A 16,120-nucleotide genomic window follows, 5' to 3' on the forward strand; every position below is an offset into this window, starting at 1 on the left:
CAAAGCCTGGGGGGGAGAGCAATGTGGAGTGCGCAGTCAGGGAGACGCGGGAGGAGGTCGGGATCTTGCTGGGCATGGGTAGCCTTGTGGGTGAAATGGGGCCATTTCACCCATTTCGCTTTCCGCACATCAGCGTCTTCCCTGTGCTCTTCAGGATAAGTGAGGAGGTTGAGCTGAGGCCGGGGGCCTGAGGTGGCTGAGGCTAGGTTTGTGCCTCTCCATGACCTCCGGCCAGATTACCTTGGAGAGCACCCTGCATTCAGGTACAGGGACTGGTACATCTGGGGGGGGCTCACCTTCAGGATCCTCCAGGAACTCCTCGGCGACAGCGACCTGCTCTGCAGGCTGTACTCTGGCCAGTGAGAACGCACCCAGAGTGGTGCATCCCTGTGGCCTACCTGAGTATCCTCGTTCCCTGGGGGGGGTCAAGCGAGACCCTGAAAACGAATTCCGATTCCGACATCAGCCTGGACTGTATCCTGTCCACATCACCAGGCCTGCATAGGACAAGGACGAAACCATCACGCCCTCCGCCCATGAGCCTGGCAGCCCTGGCGCCCGAGGACAAGGCTGTGCCTATTATCCTCTCAACCCTCTCGCTTGTTACCCTGGATCCAAGCCTCTTCTTGATTTCCCATGCGGCGTTCACGAGGGAGTAGAAGCCGTCGAGGTCTCCGGAGAGGGCCGAATGGAGCATCTTCTCTGCAACATCCTTCATCCTCTCCAGGTTCCCTATGGTTTCCATGTCCCCCCCGCTCCTTGAGGCCTGGACCTGATCCTTCAGGGCCTCAGTGCTTTCCCTTGTTTTTCCTGTGTAGACAAGGATTGTGCCACCGTCTATTTCGCTGAAAATCCTGCTGCCTACCTGGATCGGGTGCACAGTGAACTCCTTCCCTCTGAACGCCATCCCCCCCTTGAAACCCCCCTATTGCTATTGCGTAGGGGGTCCTGGCGCCCGAGAGTGACACCGAACCGGTTCATCTCGATGTCGTAGGCCTCCTCTGCCATCTTGCCCGGGGGATCGACCGCGCCCCCCCTGAGTTCGCCTATGAGCCTGAGTGTGGCAGTTATCAGGGCGCTGGAAGAACCGAGGCCAGAGCCGGGCGGTACGTCTCCGTTGAGGAGTATCCGCCCCCCCCTCTTCACTCCGTTCACCTCAAGGAGCTCAACCATCCTGTCGAGCACCTCTGTGTGCTCATTGGCCCCCCCAACTATGTAGCTCCTGAGAAGGTCCCTGGAAGATATCTCGAGGCTGTGCCCATCATCCTTGTAGGATACCCTAACGCCCCCCCTGTCTATGGTCGCGTTGACCACAAAGCCGCCGTGGGTGGAGATGAAGGGTTCTATGTCTGTCCCTCCCCCCACCAAAGGTTATCCGGAAGGGGGGGCTGTAGGAAGTGATGGTGCTGCTCAAGCGCCTTAAAAACACTAAAGGTGTTAATAAAAATATTGGGCAGACTCTCCCTGGCCTGGGCTAAGGTTATATCCATGGTTTGAGTTTCACTGGTGTCATGGCTGATAAGAGGAGTACAGAGGGATTCCAGTCAGGGGCTGGACTCATAAGGTACTTTGAGGAAGAGGAGATTAAGGGGGCCCGCCATGGATCCGCGCCTCATAATTTACATAGGCATAGCATGGCGGTCATAGTGGAGCTTGCTAAGATCTTCTGGCCGGTCTGAGGTTGTGTGTCAGAAAAAAATAAATGATCAATCGCTATTTCGCACAGAGCTCCCGTGGTGTAGTCCGGCCAAGCATAAGGGACTCTCAATCCCTCGACTCGGGTCCAAATCCCGACGGGAGCATCCACAAAAGGTCAAAGGCATACGCCCTTCCTTGAAAGGTTGCAGATGGCCTGTTTTCCTTGTCCAGTTATTACCTTCACCTTCCACACCAGCGATTATGAGGCAATCCTGACAACAGGGAGCCAGAATGGAACCCGGGTATAGGTAAATGGCCTGGTACGGGAGTGTTGCTGGGCCTTAGTGCACGACGCAAACCTCAGCATTACAGACTTCCCGCGGTTGTTCAGCTACCTCGAGGGAACACCGATAACATTCGCTGTTGCGGTGGCCATCTTCTACCCGCCCGGTGTCTTCTCCGGCTTCAGGAGGCAGTTCTGGCACAGGGGGGTGGACTCAGCAGTACATAGAGGGGGGGAGGAACTAAACGGGCCGAAACCGACACTTCCAGGCCAGTGGCGCTGTCCCATGGGGGGGGTGGGCCATGCATTGAACGCACGTGGATGGGCTCACCATGGTGCCCTCCCTCCCTGCCACCCAACGTGTGCAGACCCACTCCATCTTGTCTCTGTCCCAGGCTGGAGGCTGTTGCGCCATTACGCAGTGTTCGCAAGCCCCATGGAATCTGTGGCGAGAATGGGGGGGAGGAGCTGGTGGTGTGGGGGGGCAGACTGCAGGGCTGCAGGAGGTAGGCACTCCTTACAGTGTGAAGTGTGGAACCTTAGCCGTGGTGAACGGGCTGCACGGGCTCTGGCTCGACCGTGCAGACTCTAGGGAGGGCCTGACTGTAGGGCAACCTCAACCACGCTTGAGGCCTCATGACCGTGATGAGGGTGCCAAAGTTAAATACATGCACCCAATACGTTAAGATGCACAGGCATGTCCTGTGATGGGACAAGATGATAGATGGGAAGTTTTGAAACACTTGGCATTCCAGACCAGGTTCTGAGGAACATAAGGCTTGCAGGGTACAGGGTGCCCACCGATATACAGGCCCAGGCGATCCCGGTCCTGCTTCAGGGGGGGATGGATGCTGTCATCAGTTCGGAGACAGGTTCCGGCAAGACAGCGGCTTTCCTGATACCGGGCATAGTGAGGTATGTGGAGGGCAGAAGGAGGCTACTGGTGCTTTCCCCCCCAACAAGGGAGCTTGCGATACAGACAGACAGGCAGGCCGGCACGCTTGGTCGTGGCCTCCTCAGGCACGCCCTGGTATACGGTGGTGCACCCATGGGCAGGCAGGTCTCCGATCTTTCCATGGGCCCGGGGATAGTCACGGGCACACCAGGTAGGGTCCTCGACCTGCACAGGCGCGGAGCCATTGACCTCGGAGCATTCGACTCTGTGGTGCTGGACGAGTGCGACACAATGCTCGACATGGGCTTTGTGGAAGACGTGACGGAGATCCTGTCGCACGCCAGTGGAAGGTCGCAGACCTCCTTTGTGTCCGCCACGGTTACCGCCCCGATCCTCTCCCTGATTTCCGAACTCGGCACAGACCCCGTTTACATAGGCTTAGGCCGGGTGAGCGGCACGGGGGGGGTCCCGCAATCGAGCACACCTATGCGGTTGTCAGGCCCGGCGGAAAGTTCCAGGCCCTGCTGGAGTATATAAGGCATGCCAGGCCTTCCAGGGCCATAGTCTTCACGGGCACACGGAGGTACGCGGGCATACTTGCCCAGAGGCTGAACAGGCACGGGGTGAGCGCGCTGGCAATCCACGGTGACATGACTCAGAGGGCCAGGGAGAGCGCCATGGAGGAGTTCAGAAGGAGGCCAGGAGTGCTCGTGGCAACGGACGTCGCATCCAGGGGGGGCATAGACATAAAGGGGGGGATCGACGCCGTGGTAAACTTCGATGTCCCCCCGTGATCCCAGGCTCTACGTGCACAGGACTGGCAGGACAGCCAGGATGGGTGCAGTGGGTCTGGCCCTGACCATAGTGGAGAGCGGGGGGGAGGTCGGTGCACTCGAGGAGATAGAGAGGGAGGCCGGGGGGGTCAGGATGATGAAGGTCGACCTTGGCGCAGCGGCAGAGTGAGGCCTAGGCCCGGGCTGGGGGGGCCCTGGCCATGCCCTTCAGCTCCCTGATCTTGGCCGCCCACAGGTGTGCCCTGCACACCGTGATCTCTATGTCGTTCACGTACAGGGTTGATGTCACGAACTCCGTCTTTTTGAAGGAAACGCGCTCTATTCTCTCAAGAGGTATCGAGAACTGTTCCCTCTTCCCCCCCCTGAACTCCAATCCTCTCTCGCTCAGCTTCAGGGTGCCCTTCGAACCCTTGTAGAGGGCAAGGTCAATCAATCCCACCACTCTCCTCCTCGACCATGTTGACGAGGCGGCCAGCTCTCTTCACTGTCTCTGGCCTTTTCTTGGACAGGACCACCACATATAACACCGCGAGCACCAGGTACACTGAGCTGATGAGCACTGCTGGGTGACCGGAAAGATCGGTGGCACGATGCTCTCGTAGAGCACGAAGATGAATATGGCTGTGGCAACGGCTGGCATTATGTAGTGCTCTATGGGGTGCAGGATCTTCTGGCCCAGGGTTATGTGCCTCTCCCTCAGCCTCCTGAACATTGTCATGACGGATGTGTTCAGGAGCGTGTGGGTCAGTATGAGCCCGACCAGTGCCACAGTGGTGAGGAGCTGGAAGGTGTTGGACAGTGCGCTGGAGATGGCTGCGGAATTCGCAGACCCGCTGAGCAGTTCCACCGGTGAGAGGCCCATGGCGGCAGAGATGGTAAACGTGGCCCCCCCAACTGCAACAGCAGACGAGACCGTGCCTATGAAGGCCAGGGACTTCCAGGGAGTGGCGAACCTCTCGCTGACCTCGGAGAAGAACTTCGGTATTATGCCGTCCCTGGCCATGGCGAAGTATACCCTTCCCGCGTTGCTCTGCATCGCCACTGAGTCCGAGAAGGCAGAGTTGAAAGCAACAAGGGCCAGCATGAAGCCACCGGCAATGCCTGTGTAGAGGGTTGCCACTATGATGCCGGGTATGTTGCTCTGGGCGAAGCTCTGCATCATGCTGGTGCCCCCCCAGCCCACCGTGAGGGCGTATGCCACCTCTGTGAGTATTATGCCCACCAGCACCAGGCCGTAGATGAGGGCCTTGGTCACGCTCCTCGGGTGGTCAACCTCCTCACCGAGGGGTGCGGAGCCACCGTAGCCTATGAAGCTCGTCAGGCCGAATATCATGCCAAGGCCGAGGCCTGCCACTGGCCCGCCCTCATTGGCGAAGAGGCTGCTGTACTGCTTCCATGCAAATGGGTTGAAAACAGCCGCGGTGTTGTCCGGGGGGGCGCGGAGTATTATAATGAGCGATAGCACCCCAAGGAACGCTATCTCGAAGAATGCGGCGACCCTGACATACTTCATCTGTGGCCTTATGCCGACGATGGCCAGCACTATCGGGACAACAATGAAGACCAGGATGAACGGGATCCATATCCAGGCTGGCAGGGCCACGTGGAAGAAGTAGTAGATCACCCCCCCTGGCAGCACAACGCCGGCCACATAGACCGGTATGGCAGCAGTGCTGGCGATCTGGTAGAGCACGTAGAGCAGCCCAGATACTATGGCAGGCCTGGGGCCGAACGCTGTGGATATGTATCCATAGTACCCGCCGGCACTTGCATGCCTCTTTGATAAGTGGTACAGGGTGTTGACCTCAAGGAACATTGTGAGCATCGCTATGAGGAAGGCCAGGGGCGTGAGCATGAATGCAAAGGCCGCTGCGCTGGTGACGAAGGCGACTGTGTCGCATGCCGGTGCCATGGCAGCGATCTCCTCTGCAACTGCGCCCCCCCAGAACCCAACCTGCCCCCCCCTCTTCAGTCTGTGGTAGTTCTCACCTGAGTACGTTTCGGCGTTGTCTGCCATGTATTTGCACCGTCCTAACTGAATTAGGGTTATACTAAAACAATATTTAAAACTTAATGCCCTGCAGAGCACCTTAAAACTGTAGCATATACGGAGGGAGTTAAGCAGGCCTGAAAACCAGGCGTAAAATGCAGGGACCATGCAGGCATGTCAGCGCTGGGAGGAGATTTGAACTCCCGAGCTACTACGAGCACAGGTTTTCCAGACCTGCGCCTTACCAGGCTAGGCTATCCCAGCAGAAGCACCGATCGGTCATGGGAGAATGGTTTATTAGAATTTCTAATCCTGGTGGGGGGCAGCATGCCCTGCCATGGAGCACCCGTGCATCCAGGTGCGCATCGCTTTTAAGTGCCGTTCGCATGATCGGTGCAATGAGGCTTAGCACGGACTCCTGGCACTACAGGACTGAACTACTTGATATCGATAGGTCGCTCTGCAACTACTGCGGGGCCTGCGTGGGCATGTGCCCGACTGATGCCATATGGATGGACGATACGATCATAGAGGTCAACGATTCTAGGTGCATAAGGTGTTCGTTCTGCGTGAGGGGTTGCCCGACCGGGGGGGCGATAGCCGGGAGGTGGTAGGGTGCGCTATGACTGTGTCGTGGTGGGCGCAGGGCCGCCGGGAGCACAGCAGCCAGGTACCTGGCGAGGGGCGGCATGAGCGTACTCATGCTTGAGAAGAGGCCGGACATAGGCTCCCCCCCGGTGAGGTGCGGTGAAGGGATATCCAGGGACTGGCTGGGCGAGCTCGGTATAACGCCGAGCGACAGGTGGGTGGACAACGAGGTGAAGGGGGGGCCAGGATATTCGGGCCAAGCGGAAACAACTACATATCTGTGTCCGCGTCCATGGCCGGGAACGAGGTGGGCTACGTCATAGAGAGGGACAAGTTCGACAAGTACCTGGCTTCAATGGCCGCCGACGCAGGTGCGGACATTATGGTTAAGACGCCTGCTGTGGATGCAATCGTTGATGCCGGTGGCGTGGTCGGGGGGGTGAAGGCGAGGGTGGGAGGCAGGCTCGAGGATATACGTTGCGACTTTGTCCTTGCCTGTGACGGGTTTGAGAGCGAGTTTGCCAGGTGGGCTGGCATGAAGGATTTCCTCCTGCCCCCCCCGTCTGACATGGTGTCGGCCCTGCAGTACAGGCTGCGTGGCATTTCATGCGATAGGGACTACGTGGACTTCCACTTCGGGAGCATAGCGCCAGGTGGTTACATATGGGTCTTCCCAAAGTCCGAAGGGGGAGGCCAACGTTGGCATAGGCGTTAACCTCTCCAGGGCAGGCAAGGGCATGGCCAAGGAACTCCTCGACTCTTTCATAAAGCGGAACCCCCCCGCGCTGTCCAGGGGAAAGCCAATCCAGGTTGTATCAGGGGGGCGTCTCTGTGTCGAAGGTGAGGAAGCGCCTCCACATGCCAGGCCTCCTGGTGGTGGGTGACGCTGCCAGGCTCATCGACCCCCTCACCGGGGGGGGCGGGATATCAAACGCCTGCATATCGGGCAAAATGGCGGCCGAGAGCATCCTCCTGTCCAGGGACAGGCAGGAGGCAGGACAAATATACGAAGACAGGGTCAGGGAGCGCTTCGAGGTCCCCCACATGAGGGGGGGCTGGTTCATGAAGGAGAAGCTGATGGAGGTAAGTGACGAACTCATAGAGGCGGTGGTGGACGCCCTCCACTCTGTTGACCTTGGCACATTCTCACCCCAGGAACTCATAAACGCCGTTGCCTCCACGAGGCCATCCCTCATGGAGGAGATAAGGCGCTTTGCGGGCCTATGATGATTCAGTGCCCTTGATTATGTCGTCCAGCGAGAAGTTACCGTTCCTAAACTGGGCACGCATCAGCTTCCTTATGCCCCCCCTGTTGCCCTTGAGCATCTTCAGGTTGTTCTTCATGGCCTTGTATTCCCTCAGGAGTTCCCTCACCTCGGATTCCGGCCTGCCGGACCCCCCCTCGCAACCCTCTGTATCCTCTTGGAGTTCAGTATATCCGGGTTCTCAAGTTCCTCAAAGGTCATCGAATCAAGGATGACACGGTACCTCTGCAGCTTCTGCGTGGCACCCTCTATGTCCGCCTGACCCACCCTTGAGGCCAGGGGGGGCGACCTGGCCAGTGGCATGTTGTCCAGGATCCTCCTGAGCAGGCCTGGCTGTGCGAACTTCTCCCACACATCGTACATGTCCTTGAGGTTGAACTTACCGGACATCAGCTTGTTGAACGATTCCTCGGCTTCCTCCTCTGTTATGTTCGCCTCCTGCACTGCCTCCATCAAAGACTCAAGGTCCCCCAAGGCCCAGGAGCCTGGAGAGGAAACGCGTCGGGTTGAATATCTCGAAGTCGTCCAGGTGCTCCCCCCCTGTGCCTATGAAGAACACGGGCGCCTGATCTCGGCCACAGCGCTCAGCGCTCCACCTCCCTTGCCCGTGCCATCCATCTTTGTGATTATCACGCCTGTGATGCCAACTGCATCGTTCATGGCCTTCGCCTGCGGCCCAGCCTGCTGGCCCACCGTAGCGTCCATGACCAGGAGGACTTCGTCCGGCTCAACAGCCTTCTTCACCCTCTTGATCTCCTCGATGAGATCCATGTCGAGCGAATCCCTGCCGCTCGTATCCACTATCTTCACCTTGAAGTCCTCAAGCCTGCGGAGCCCCCCCTCCTGCACGATCTTCACAGGGTCCTTCTCTCCCTTGATGCCGAAGAACCCGCAGGAGAGCTGCTTCGATATCTGCTCGAGCTGCTCATAGGCCGCCGGCCTGTGCACGTCTGCCGCTATGAGGCCCACGTTGAGCCCCCCCTTCTTGCTGAAGAACCTTGCCAGTTTCCCTGCAGACGTGGTCTTTCCCTGCCCGTAGAGGCCCACGAGCATGATCTTCTGGGGGGGCCTTATCTTGATCGTGGAAGGCTCTCCGAGTATTGAGAGCAGCTCCTCATAGATGATCTTTATCATGAAGTCCTGTGGCGCCATTCCTGCAGGCGGCTTCTCCTCCATCGCCCTCTTCTCAAGCTTCTTGGTGAGTTCCAGGGCAAGCCTCACATTGACATCTGCCTTGAGGAGCGCCCTCTGGACATCCCTGACTACCTCTCTCACGGTCTCCCTGTCGATGTAAGAGGAGTTCGATATCTTCCTTATGGTCTCCCTGAGTGATGTGGCCAGGTTGTCCAGCACCATATTACTTCGAAACAACACCGTTTATTAAACCTTATCGGGCGCGCTCAATGCTTCGCTAGGCAAATCTGGAGGCACTCCATGCCACCGACTGAATTTCACGCCTACCTGTCAGCCTTTAAGGCGGAGAAGCGCATAGGTGTGGGCCCAGGATAGGGTCATTTCCCAGTGGCCCCACTAGGAATGGTGTCAGTACTCCCTCCACCTGTAGCCGCATGATGCGCAGGTGTAAAACTTGGTCTCTGGCTCATCTGCGGACCTTGTCTGCTTGAGGAGGTAGTAGGCACCCCCCCTGTGCTTGCACTTCGGGCAGACAGCTTCCGAGTCCAGGGGGGGCTCAGCCGTGACCTCGCTCTCGATCATGATGACTTCCTTGGAGCTGCTCTTGTTAACTATCCTTCCAGTGCCATCTCTGCTGTTGCTCTTCTTCACCTCGTAACCGCAGCTTGAACACTTGTAAGTCCCACCGTTGGGGGGGGACATGAGGGAACCGCATTTCGGACAGAACATAGGGCATGCATATCTGTTAATGATATTTAACGTAATGGGGGGGTCATGGAGTTCGACCTGCGCCAGCGAGGTATGGGATTGCGGGCTCACTCCCAAGGGATCTCCTTGAGGTTGCTGGAAGACGAATGTAACTGGACCGTGCAACCTCCTCAGGTACCGCATTGGCCCACTCTCCCGTGCCAGTGGGCGGGAGACATCTCATTGGCATTCGATTCTCCGGGGGGGCAGTGCGTATCGACTACGATGAGGAAGGAGGAAATCCGATCGTAGGGCCGAAATGGTCAGCCCGCTTGGCCTGCGCAGAACAAGTTGACCGGAACTATACATCCTTACGGCCATCGCCATGTTTAACTAAGCGGAAAAAATGTTACTGCATGCCTCTGCTGAATGGCGATGAAGAGATATCGGGAGTTCTCAGGAAATACAGGAACATTGCTGTAGTGGGCATCTCTGACAAGCCGGACCGGGACAGCTACAGGGTTGCATCTTACCTGAGGGAGCACGGTTACAGCATAATACCAGTCAACCCCCCCACGTTGAAGGAGTGGAACGGCATCAGGGCTTACCCAAGCCTCTCCTCGATACCAGGTGACCTGAAGGTGGAGGTTGTCGATATATTCAGGAAGCCAGAGGCAGTAACGGAAGTCGTCAGGGAGGGCCTGCAGCTGAAGCCCAGGGTCTTCTGGATGCAGGAGGGCGTTGTAAACAGGGAGGCCGCGGACCTTGCTGTGCAGAACGGCGTGGACGTCGTCATGGACAGGTGCATGATGAAGGAACACAGGCGGCTCCTCGGTGGTAAGTAATATTAGCCAGTGATCAATCGGGTCTCTGTGTCGGGGGGGTAGCCTAGCCCGGTAAGGCGGTAGACTCGAGATCTACTGCTCTCTGTAGCTCGGGAGTTCGAATCTCCCCCCCGACGTCCCTGCAAAAATTTTCCCTTTCCCGGCATGCTGGACAGTTTTGAGCTTTATTTAAATACTGGTTAACAGATTTCGTAGGGTGAGCGGCTGGATAAAAAGGACATTCTCATAATCCGCTACCTCTCCGAACATGGGAGGGACAAGATATCGAACATATCTTCAAGCCTCGGGATACCCAGGGCAACGGTGTTCGAGAGGATCCAGAAGCTGGTCGCTTCCGGATACATCAAGAAGTTCACGATTGAGGTGGACTTCGAAAAGCTGGGGTTGCCGATCCTCTCCTACATCCTCCTGCACCACGGCTTGGGAAGCGTTGAGGACACTCTCCGGAGGCTTTCCTCCCTTGACTGCGTGGTGAGCGCTGCTCTCACCACGGGGTGCTGGGACATCATCATGCTCACTGCCCACCGCTCCATGAAGGACCTGTCTGACTTCGTGGTGAACGAGCTGCAGAGGCTCACTGGCTCCGGCAACTTCCAGATACTCCCCCCCGTCATGAGGCTTGAGAAGCAGTGACCAGGGATGTGAAATAGATTTATATTGCTAGGATCATACTCGTCACAGCTTGCGATCGGTATGACAGCGGATGGAAAGTATGATGTGATTGTGGCAGGGGCAGGCCTGGCAGGTTGCCTCGCCGCCACTACTGCTGCGAAGGCTGGGGCAAATGTGCTGTTACTTGACAGGAACCCGGAGAGCGAGGTGGGAAAGAAAACAGTATGGGGATGGACGTGCGGAGATGCGGTTGCCAAGTCCCACCTGGACTTCGTGAACAGGAAGACGGGCATCACCTTCTCCAGGCCAGAGCTTGACAACCCTGTCACGGGCGTTCTCGCCATCTCACCGGACATGCAGACGAAGTTCATGTTCGATGGCGAGGGCTTCATCCTGGACAGACCGGAGTTTGAGGCAAAGCTCCTGAGGGCGGCCCTTTCTGCCGGAGCGCATTACGAGAGCAGCTTTGAGGTCGAGGCCCCGGTACTCGAGGACAGCAGGGTCGTCGGGGGGGTGGAGGGAAAGGACAGGAACGGGCAGAAGCGCGAATACAGAGCAAAGGTCGTTGTGGACGCCCTGGGGGGGATATCCACTGTCCTCAGGAGGAAACTGCCAGAGAACCCCCTACGTGGAGAGGCAGATAGATATCGACGACATTGAGAGCACGGGCCGCTACATATATGAGTTCGACCTAGACCATGAGGATCTGAACTATTACGACCCGAAGAACGCGCTGATCCACCTTAACCCTGTGCTGGCACCAGGCGGTTACGGCTGGGTGTTTCCGAAGAGCGGGAACAAGGTCAACATAGGCCTCGGCGTCCAGAAGAAGAGCCTTGAGATAAGGAACAAGAAGCTCGGGAAGAACGACAACCTGCAGTCCCTCATAGACCAGTACGTGAAGTGGAACCCCACACTGAAGAACCTGAGGCTGTTCAACAAGAACAACAACGGCAAGGGCATGTGGTCCGTGGCCGTGAGGAGGCAGATGGAGAGCCTCGTCTTCAATGGCTACATGGGGGGGCTGGGGGGGACAGCATGGCCATGCCGAACCCCCCCATAAGTGCCGGTGGCATAGGCCCGGCGCTCATATCCGGTTGCCTCGTTGGGGAACACGCGGCCAGGGCAGCGCTTGAGAACGACACGAGCATAAGTAACCTCTGGCAGTACAACCTTGACTTCAACCAGGCCTATGGGAAGAGGATGGCGGGCCTGGAGGTGTTCAGGATATACCTGCAGTCTCTCAACACGGATATACTGAACTACGGCATGAAGACGTTCCTGACGGTCAAGGAAGCCACCGAGATAACCTACGGTCGCATACCGAAGCTGAGCCTGGCCTCGAAGTTCAAGATGGTGCTCAAGGGTGCAGCGAACATAAACGCCTTCTCCAGCATGCTTTTTGCAATCAACAGGATGAAGGAACTAAACGAGATCTACGAGCAGTACCCGGAGAAGCCGGAGGGGGGGTTCCTGCCCTGGAAGAAGAAGGTGCAGGCCATAATAGAGGATGCAAAGGAGAGGTTCAAGCCGAACCCGATCTGACCTTTTTCTTATAGTACTCACAGTACTGTGAGACCTTACACTCCCCCCCACATTTGGGGCCTACCGGCCTGCACACGTGCTTCCCGAACTCCACAAGTGTGGGGTTGAAACCGAGCCAGAGGTCCTCCGGGACTATCCTTCTCAGGTCTTCCTCAGTCTCCTCTGGCTTCTTTGTGCTTACCCAGCCTATCCTGTTGGCTATCCTGTGGACGTGGGTGTCCACAGCGATCGCGGGAATGCCGAACGCATCTGCAAGCACTACGTTTGCGGTTTTCCTCCCAACTCCGGGTATTGTCACGAGCTCCTCCAGCGTGCTCGGCACCCTGCCACCAAAGCGTCCCACCACTGTCTTTGCAACCTCAATGACCCTCCCTGCCTTGACCCTGCTGAACCCGACCCTCCTTATGATCTGCCTGACCTCCTCCGGGTCCGCCCTGGCCAGGGCCTCAGCTGTCCGGTAGCGTTCGAAGAGGGCCCTGGCAGAGGCATCCGTGACCTCGTCCTTTGTCCTGTGCGAGAGCACCGTTGTTATGAGGACAGAATGGGTCGGAGAACTCGAAGTGGTGCGGCGGGCTCTGCGACTTTATCAGCCCGTAGATCTCCCTCACTTTCCCTGCTGCCTGGTCTCCAGCTGGCATACCCAGTACTCTGATATCTCCCTTGCATCGGTAGGCGTATTATAAAGCAAGCTGTCGACCAAGGCCTCAGCCAGGCGCACGTTTGTGACCAGGGGTGTACCCTTCATGATCGATACCCTCCTTATCTCGAAGCCGTCCCTGATGGAGCCACTCATATCGGTTGGCGTGTTTATCACGAATGACACCAGGCCGAGGGCTATGGCCTCGTCCACCCTGGGCCTCCTGACGTCATCTATGCGGTAGACCACATCGGCCTCTATGCCATGCCTGGAGAGGAACTCCTTGGTGCCAGGGGGGGTGGAATATATCTTGAAACCCTTCTCCCTCAGCTTCCTGGCTACCCTGAGCACGTCTGGCTTGTCCCTGTCACTGACCGTTATCAGGACGGAGTTCCCAAGACTGGACTTTCCGAACATCACCTGTGATGCCTTGTATATGGCCTCATTCAGTGTCATCCCGGCACCGAAGCCTTCGCCTGTGGACTTCATCTCCGGGCCCAGTACCGTGTCCAGGTCCCTGAACCTCTTGAACGGGAACACCGGCACCTTCACGAAGTAGGCCCTGGGCTCCACGTGCTCCACAGACAGCCTGCCTCCGAGCATGCACAGCACCCCCCCTCCCTCACCCAGTCGACACCAGTTGCCTTGGCAACGAAGGGGAGGCTCCTGCTTGAGCGTGCGTTCAGCTCGATTATGTAGACATCGCCTGACTTCACAGCGACCTGAAGGTTGGAAAGCCCGCACAGGCCGAACTCAAGGGTCAGCCTGTCCACTATGCCCACTATCTTCGAGTAGATGTCCTGGGGGCACCATGCCGGCCCGAGGACCATGGTGGCATCTCCGGAGTGTGTCCCGGCCTCCTCTATGTGCACGGAGATCCCGGCTATCACGCTCCTCATGCCATCAGAGACGAAGTCCACGTCCATCTCAGTGGCGCTCTCTATGTACCTGCTCACAACGACAGGGTATCCCGGGCGGTCCTTGAATATCTCTGCGACCCTCTCCCTGACGGCCTGGATGTCGTAGAGTATGTCCATGGCACGGCCACCGATGATGAAACTCGACCTGACTATGACCGGCAGGCCAACCTTTTCTGTCTTCCTGATCGCCTCCTCATCGTTTGAAACGATGGCGAACTCTGGCTGCAGCAGCCCCCCCAGGCGGTTGAGTGCGTTGGCGAAGAGGCCCCCCCTGTCCTCGATCCTGTTTATCGATGATGGCTTCGTGCCCAGTATCATGCCCTCTCCGAAGAGTTTCCCCCCCAGGTCTCCTGCCATGTTCTGCCCCGTCTGGCCAGAGAACTGTATTATTATGCCGTCTGCCCTCTCCCTGGCCACGATGTTCGACACATGCTCCAGGGTGAGGGGGGGCTCGAAGTAGAGGGCATCGGACACGTCAAAATCTGTGGACACCGTCTCAGGGTTGCTGTTCACCATTATTGTCCTTATGCCCAGCGCCCTAAGCGCCATAACTGCCTTAACGGAGCCGTAGTCGAACTCCAGGCCCTGGGATATCCTGTTCGGGCCGGATCCCATCACGATTATGCTCTTCCCACTCTTCTCCGGCAGGAACTCGCTCTCACTCTCGTAGGTGGAGTAGAGGTATGGCGTGTCCGCCTGGAACTCCCCCCCTGAACAGGTGTCTATGGACTTGTATGCAGGCAGGATGCCCCCCCTTTCGAGCCTCCACCTGACCACGTCCGCTTCCGAAATGCCGGTGAACCTCGCTATGAGGTAGTCAGGAATGCCCATCCTCTTGAACTCGTAGAGGTTGTCAGGTATCTTCCCCCCCCACTCCAGCTCCTTGAGCTTGTCCACTATGTTCTTCATCTTGTGCACAAAGTAATCCGGGTAACCGCACATCTCCGCTATGTCCTCAGGCCTCCACCCCCTGAAGAGTGCCTCGAAAACGGCGAAGAGCCTCCTGTCATTAGGTACGGTGAGGAGCCTGCGCAGCTCGCTGTCCGATGCGTCAAGCCTGAGCCTCCTGCTGTCCTCGGTCTCCAGGGAAGCGACCGCCTTCATCAGGGCCTCCTCGAACGTCCTGCCGATGCCCATGACCTCGCCGATGGACTTCATCTGGACACCAATCGTCCTGTCGACGTGGAACTTGTCAAAGGGCCACCTCGGTATCTTCACTGTTATGTAGTCCAGTGACGGCTCGTATGCGGCATAGGTGTTGCCCGTTATGGGGTTCCTTATCTCAGGAAGGAGGTAGCCAAGGGCGATCTTCGCTGATACCCTGGCTATGGGGTATCCGCTGGCCTTGGACGCCAGTGCCGATGACCTCGATGTCCTCGGGTTTACCTCAACCACATAGTACCTGTGTTCCCTGCTGTCAAGGGCGAACTGTATGTTGCACGCCCCCTTTATGTCCAGCGCACTTATCACATGGATGGCAGCATCCCTCAGCATGTGGTACTCCTCATCACTGAGCGTCTGCGACGGCGTCACCACTATGCTTTCGCCTGTGTGCACTCCCATGGGGTCGAGGTTCTCCATGTTGCACACCGTGATGCAGTTCCCAGCGCTGTCCCTGATCACCTCATACTCGAGCTCCTTGAGGCCAGCAATGGACCTCTCCACCTCAATGGTCTCCTCAGGGTTGAGCCTGAAGTACTCATCGCAGATCTCTCTGAGCTTCTGGAGGTTCGGCACAATGGTGCCCCCCCCGGAACCGCCCAGGGTGAATGAGGTGCGCACTATGTACGCAGATTCCTCCATTCCCTGCAGTGTGTCCATGTAGTTTTCAGCGCTTAGCTCGTATGATTCAGGTATCGGCTCCCCCCCTATCTGCTCCATGAGCCTGTGGAACAGCGTCCTGTTCTCCGCCAGCCTGATCGATTCCACGCCTGTTCCCAGGATCCGCACGTTCAGTTCCCTGAGTATTCCCCTCCTGTCTAGCTCCACCGCCATGTTGAGGCCTGTCTGGCCCCCCCATGGTCGCTATGATCGAATCAACGTTCTCAGCCTTTATGATCTTCACTATGTTCTCCACAGTTATGGGTTCCAGGTAAACACGGTCCGCCACGGCGTGGTCTGTCTGTATGGTGGCGGGGTTTGAGTTTATCAGGACCACCCTCACACCCTCCTCCCTCAGGGAGAGGCATGCCTGCGAGCCCGCGTAGTCAAACTCAGCCGCCTGCCCGATAACAACCGGGCCGGAACCTATAACGAGGACGCACTTCACGTCAGGTATCTTTGGCAC

13 protein-coding genes, 3 tRNA genes and 7 pseudogenes are annotated in these 16,120 nt (G+C 57.6%); 15 read left to right on the forward strand and 8 right to left on the reverse strand.

Annotated features, from left to right (window positions below):
• Together JCM13583_RS00005 and JCM13583_RS13425 are read left to right on the forward strand one after the other, a co-directional pair.
• On the forward strand, positions 1-191 hold a 191-nt coding region (locus JCM13583_RS00005; RefSeq protein WP_162509074.1), incomplete at its 5' end, for an NUDIX domain-containing protein.
• Between the two features lies 1 nt (position 192).
• Positions 193-363 carry a hypothetical protein gene (locus JCM13583_RS13425; RefSeq protein WP_171823295.1) on the forward strand — a complete coding sequence of 57 codons (171 nt, stop codon included), beginning with the start codon at positions 193-195 and terminating at the stop codon, positions 361-363.
• A 31-nt stretch (positions 364-394) separates the two neighbouring features.
• Here the strand turns inward: JCM13583_RS13425 and JCM13583_RS00010 are convergent.
• Positions 395-1,402: pseudogene (locus tag JCM13583_RS00010) on the reverse strand (kinase).
• Between the two features lie 109 nt (positions 1,403-1,511).
• Here JCM13583_RS00010 and JCM13583_RS00015 point away from each other — a divergent pair.
• The 5 genes and pseudogenes from JCM13583_RS00015 to JCM13583_RS00035 all read left to right on the forward strand — a co-directional run bounded on the left by JCM13583_RS00015 (position 1,512) and on the right by JCM13583_RS00035 (position 3,779).
• Positions 1,512-1,679: pseudogene (locus tag JCM13583_RS00015) on the forward strand (preprotein translocase subunit Sec61beta).
• Between the two features lie 48 nt (positions 1,680-1,727).
• Positions 1,728-1,802: transfer RNA gene (locus tag JCM13583_RS00020), tRNA-Glu, on the forward strand.
• Positions 1,803-2,645: 843 nt separating this feature from the next.
• Positions 2,646-3,353, forward strand: coding sequence for a DEAD/DEAH box helicase (locus tag JCM13583_RS00025; RefSeq protein WP_075056239.1), 708 nt, complete (start codon positions 2,646-2,648; stop codon positions 3,351-3,353).
• An 86-nt stretch (positions 3,354-3,439) separates the two neighbouring features.
• Complete coding sequence (locus JCM13583_RS13430) at positions 3,440-3,610, forward strand: hypothetical protein (protein ID WP_171823293.1); 171 nt, start codon at positions 3,440-3,442, stop codon at positions 3,608-3,610.
• Entirely contained in the window at positions 3,597-3,779 is a 183-nt protein-coding gene (locus JCM13583_RS00035; protein ID WP_075056241.1) for a DEAD/DEAH box helicase, read from the forward strand. Before JCM13583_RS13430 ends, JCM13583_RS00035 begins: the two co-directional genes overlap by 14 nt.
• A gap of 3 nt (positions 3,780-3,782) precedes the next feature.
• Here the strand turns inward: JCM13583_RS00035 and JCM13583_RS00040 are convergent, their stop codons facing one another.
• The 3 genes and pseudogenes from JCM13583_RS00040 to JCM13583_RS00050 all read right to left on the reverse strand — a co-directional run bounded on the left by JCM13583_RS00040 (position 3,783) and on the right by JCM13583_RS00050 (position 5,864).
• Positions 3,783-4,052 carry a hypothetical protein gene (locus JCM13583_RS00040; RefSeq protein WP_162509075.1) on the reverse strand — a complete coding sequence of 90 codons (270 nt, stop codon included), beginning with the start codon at positions 4,050-4,052 and terminating at the stop codon, positions 3,783-3,785.
• Positions 4,036-5,522, reverse strand: a pseudogene (locus JCM13583_RS00045) (APC family permease). The gene JCM13583_RS00040 and the pseudogene JCM13583_RS00045 overlap by 17 nt, the downstream one beginning before the upstream one ends.
• Before the next feature lie 259 nt (positions 5,523-5,781).
• A tRNA-Ser gene (locus JCM13583_RS00050) sits at positions 5,782-5,864 on the reverse strand.
• A 134-nt stretch (positions 5,865-5,998) separates the two neighbouring features.
• Here JCM13583_RS00050 and JCM13583_RS00055 point away from each other — a divergent pair.
• The gene (locus JCM13583_RS00055) at positions 5,999-6,214 is read left to right on the forward strand and encodes a 4Fe-4S binding protein (protein ID WP_075056457.1); all 216 of its coding nucleotides are present in this window, start codon (positions 5,999-6,001) and stop codon (positions 6,212-6,214) included.
• A gap of 75 nt (positions 6,215-6,289) precedes the next feature.
• Positions 6,290-7,415: pseudogene (locus tag JCM13583_RS00060) on the forward strand (NAD(P)/FAD-dependent oxidoreductase).
• Here JCM13583_RS00060 and ffh read toward each other — a convergent pair.
• Both ffh and JCM13583_RS00070 read right to left on the reverse strand, forming a co-directional pair.
• Positions 7,410-8,809, reverse strand: a pseudogene (gene ffh / locus JCM13583_RS00065) (signal recognition particle protein). The pseudogenes JCM13583_RS00060 and ffh sit on opposite strands and share 6 nt — an antisense overlap.
• Before the next feature lie 186 nt (positions 8,810-8,995).
• Positions 8,996-9,316, reverse strand: coding sequence for a transcription factor S (locus JCM13583_RS00070; protein WP_075056243.1), 321 nt, complete (start codon positions 9,314-9,316; stop codon positions 8,996-8,998).
• 374 nt (positions 9,317-9,690) lie between these two features.
• Between JCM13583_RS00070 and JCM13583_RS00075 the strand changes: the two genes are divergently transcribed.
• From JCM13583_RS00075 to JCM13583_RS11480, 6 genes are all read left to right on the forward strand, one after another.
• On the forward strand, positions 9,691-10,119 hold the full coding sequence (locus JCM13583_RS00075) for a CoA-binding protein (protein ID WP_075056244.1): 429 nt from the start codon (positions 9,691-9,693) through the stop codon (positions 10,117-10,119).
• Positions 10,120-10,151: 32 nt separating this feature from the next.
• Positions 10,152-10,232 (forward strand) — tRNA-Ser (locus JCM13583_RS00080).
• 91 nt (positions 10,233-10,323) lie between these two features.
• Positions 10,324-10,752 carry an Lrp/AsnC family transcriptional regulator gene (locus tag JCM13583_RS00085; RefSeq protein ID WP_075056245.1) on the forward strand — a complete coding sequence of 143 codons (429 nt, stop codon included), beginning with the start codon at positions 10,324-10,326 and terminating at the stop codon, positions 10,750-10,752.
• A gap of 24 nt (positions 10,753-10,776) precedes the next feature.
• Positions 10,777-11,391, forward strand: a complete 615-nt coding sequence (locus JCM13583_RS11470; RefSeq protein ID WP_171823296.1) for an FAD-binding protein — start codon at positions 10,777-10,779, stop codon at positions 11,389-11,391.
• Entirely contained in the window at positions 11,360-11,794 is a 435-nt protein-coding gene (locus JCM13583_RS11475; protein ID WP_162509077.1) for a hypothetical protein, read from the forward strand. The genes JCM13583_RS11470 and JCM13583_RS11475 overlap by 32 nt, the downstream gene beginning before the upstream one ends.
• Entirely contained in the window at positions 11,770-12,276 is a 507-nt protein-coding gene (locus JCM13583_RS11480; RefSeq protein ID WP_162509078.1) for a hypothetical protein, read from the forward strand. The genes JCM13583_RS11475 and JCM13583_RS11480 overlap by 25 nt, the downstream gene beginning before the upstream one ends.
• On the opposite strand, the pseudogene JCM13583_RS00095 reads toward JCM13583_RS11480, so the two are convergent.
• Positions 12,257-12,914 (reverse strand): annotated as a pseudogene (locus JCM13583_RS00095) (endonuclease III). The gene JCM13583_RS11480 and the pseudogene JCM13583_RS00095 sit on opposite strands and share 20 nt — an antisense overlap.
• Positions 12,881-16,120: pseudogene (carB, locus tag JCM13583_RS00100) on the reverse strand (carbamoyl-phosphate synthase (glutamine-hydrolyzing) large subunit). The pseudogenes JCM13583_RS00095 and carB overlap by 34 nt, the downstream one beginning before the upstream one ends.

Source organism: Thermogymnomonas acidicola JCM 13583, from assembly GCF_001316105.1.
Lineage (GTDB): Archaea > Thermoplasmatota > Thermoplasmata > Thermoplasmatales > Thermoplasmataceae > Thermogymnomonas > Thermogymnomonas acidicola.

What these genes read in the sequence shown, in the direction of transcription:
- JCM13583_RS00075 (WP_075056244.1), top strand. Translation starts at nt 9,691, where the DNA reads ATGCCTCTGCTGAATGGCGATGAAGAGATATCGGGAGTTCTCAGGAAA.
- JCM13583_RS00035 (WP_075056241.1), top strand. Translation starts at nt 3,597, where the DNA reads ATGTCCCCCCGTGATCCCAGGCTCTACGTGCACAGGACTGGCAGGACA.
- JCM13583_RS00070 (WP_075056243.1), bottom strand. Translation starts at nt 9,316, where the DNA reads ATGTTCTGTCCGAAATGCGGTTCCCTCATGTCCCCCCCCAACGGTGGG.
- JCM13583_RS11480 (WP_162509078.1), top strand. Translation starts at nt 11,770, where the DNA reads ATGGCCATGCCGAACCCCCCCATAAGTGCCGGTGGCATAGGCCCGGCG.
- JCM13583_RS00025 (WP_075056239.1), top strand. Translation starts at nt 2,646, where the DNA reads ATGGGAAGTTTTGAAACACTTGGCATTCCAGACCAGGTTCTGAGGAAC.
- JCM13583_RS00055 (WP_075056457.1), top strand. Translation starts at nt 5,999, where the DNA reads ATGAGGCTTAGCACGGACTCCTGGCACTACAGGACTGAACTACTTGAT.